This is a genomic window from Oleiphilus sp. HI0043 (assembly GCF_001634935.1).
Window position 1 is genome coordinate 1 of record NZ_LWEY01001516.1, and the last position, 2,029, is coordinate 2,029.

3 protein-coding genes are annotated in these 2,029 nt (G+C 44.8%); 2 read left to right on the top strand and 1 reads right to left on the bottom strand.

Annotated features, from left to right (window positions below):
• Together A3729_RS22050 and A3729_RS22055 are read left to right on the top strand one after the other, a co-directional pair.
• Positions 1–710 (top strand): S16 family serine protease (locus A3729_RS22050; RefSeq protein ID WP_304439740.1); only part of this gene is annotated, 710 nt, incomplete at its 5' end.
• On the top strand, positions 694–1,557 hold the full coding sequence (locus A3729_RS22055) for a M23 family metallopeptidase (protein WP_082880459.1): 864 nt from the start codon (positions 694–696) through the stop codon (positions 1,555–1,557). The genes A3729_RS22050 and A3729_RS22055, both read left to right, overlap by 17 nt.
• 60 nt (positions 1,558–1,617) lie before the next feature.
• On the opposite strand, the gene A3729_RS22060 is transcribed toward A3729_RS22055, so the two are convergent.
• Positions 1,618–2,029 (bottom strand): SDR family oxidoreductase (locus tag A3729_RS22060; protein WP_156498075.1); only part of this gene is annotated, 412 nt, incomplete at its 5' end.

Here is a 2,029-nt window from a genome sequence, read left to right on the forward strand (position 1 = left end):
AGATCAATGCACTGTCAGTGTACTCCACGGCGGGTTCGGAGTTCGGAATGCCAAACCGTGTTACTGCAAATTGTTATTTTGGTGATGGTGATATCACAGATATCGAGCATCATGCCAAGTTGGGCGGCAATATCCATACTAAGGGGATTTTGATCCTATCGTCTTATTTGTCATCCTTATTTGCAAAAGATGATCTGATGCCTCTATCTGCAAGTATTGCTTTTGAACAGTCTTACGGTGAGGTTGATGGCGATAGCGCGTCGATGGCCGAGTTCTGCGCCTTAATTTCTTCACTTGCTGATGTGCCAATTCTTCAGCACTTCGCAGTGACCGGCTCAGTGAATCAGTTTGGTGAAGTTCAGCCAATTGGTGGCGCAAATGAGAAAATAGAAGGCTTTCTCGATGCTTGTGAGTTAATCGGCAGTGATCAGAAGCAAGCGGTTATTATCCCTAAAAGCAATATTGCCAATCTTATGTTAAGCCAGAAGGTGATTAATGCCGTTAAGAAAAAGCGCTTTAATATCTATGCAGTAACGCATGTTAATGAAGCATTGGAATTGCTAACGGGTTTAAAGACGGGAACGCTTAAAGACGGTATGTACGAGGATGGCAGCATCTTCGGCAAAGTGCACGAGAAGATGGCCAGCTTACGTGAGAAAGAAGAGAGTAAAGATAGCGAAGAAAAGGGTGCTCATGAGAAAAACGCTTAAGCGACTAAAGCGAACAGGTTTTACACTCCTTATAGTGACTTGTGCTAATGTCTTTGCGGATGACTTGCTCTCAGAAAAGCTAATGACCGACGACGTGGTGCTTGAGGGGGTATTTGCACAGGGCGGTTTGTTAAAAGGTAATGTTAAGCCTTCGTACGACGTAAAACTGAATGAACGCGAAATTCGGCTTACGCGAGAAGGGGATTTTATTATTGGCTTTGGTCGCGATGCTGCGCCGGAGCACAAATTAACATTCAGCGCTCCTAATGGTGAACGTCATTCTCTAATTATTGATGTGAAGCAAAGGACTTATCCGACTCAAAGTATTAAAGGTGTTCCTCAAAAAACCGTGACACCCAGTAAGGATAAACTAGCCCGTATAAAACGCGAAACGGCGCTGGTTAAAAATGCTCGTAAAACTGATTCCAGCTTGCTTTACTTTTTGGATGACTTTACGGCACCTATGAGGGCGCCTATTACTGGTGTCTACGGTAGTCAACGGATTTACAACGGTACACCAAAGCGCCCACATTATGGTGTTGATTATGCTGGGCCAGTTGGGGCGCCAGTTTATGCTCCTGCTAGCGGTAAAGTTACGCTGGTCCATGAAGACATGTTTTACTCCGGTGGCACTTTAATTGTTGACCATGGTTATGGACTATCTTCAACCTTTATTCATCTAAGTGAAGTTGTCGTAAAAGAAGGTGAAGATATTGTGGCAGGCCAGGAAATTGCCAAAGTAGGGGCTGGAGGTCGTTCTACAGGTCCGCACCTTGATTGGCGTGTTAATTGGTATGGTACGAGAATTGACCCTCAGCTGGTTCTTTTGATAGCTGGTGATAAGTAAACTTAAAGCGATGGCATTCTTGCTGCAAGATGGTCATCGCATTCCATTCCATTATTACATTTACTTACCTAGTAAACTCAAACCGCATATACGAAGTACATTTCCGTTAAGCGCATTAGCATCGGGGCGGCTGAAAAAGCTCACTCCCTCTGCGATATCTAGCGGCAAGCCACCCTGTGATAATGCATTCATACGTCGCCCTAGTTCACGAGTCAATAAAGGGATTCGCTGGGTCATATCAGTTTCTATAAAGCCAGGTGCAATGGCGTTAATAGTTAGCCCCTGAAGGCCCTGGTCGGCGGTGTGTTGGCTCATCGCTTCAACATAAGAGGCTATTCCGGCTTTAGAGCAGGCGTAATTACTTTGTCCGAAGTTACCTGCAATCCCGGAAATAGAAGATATACAGATGATGCGTGCATTGTTAGCAAGTAGCTTCTTTTCTATTAGCGCACGATTGATATCCAGCACCCTG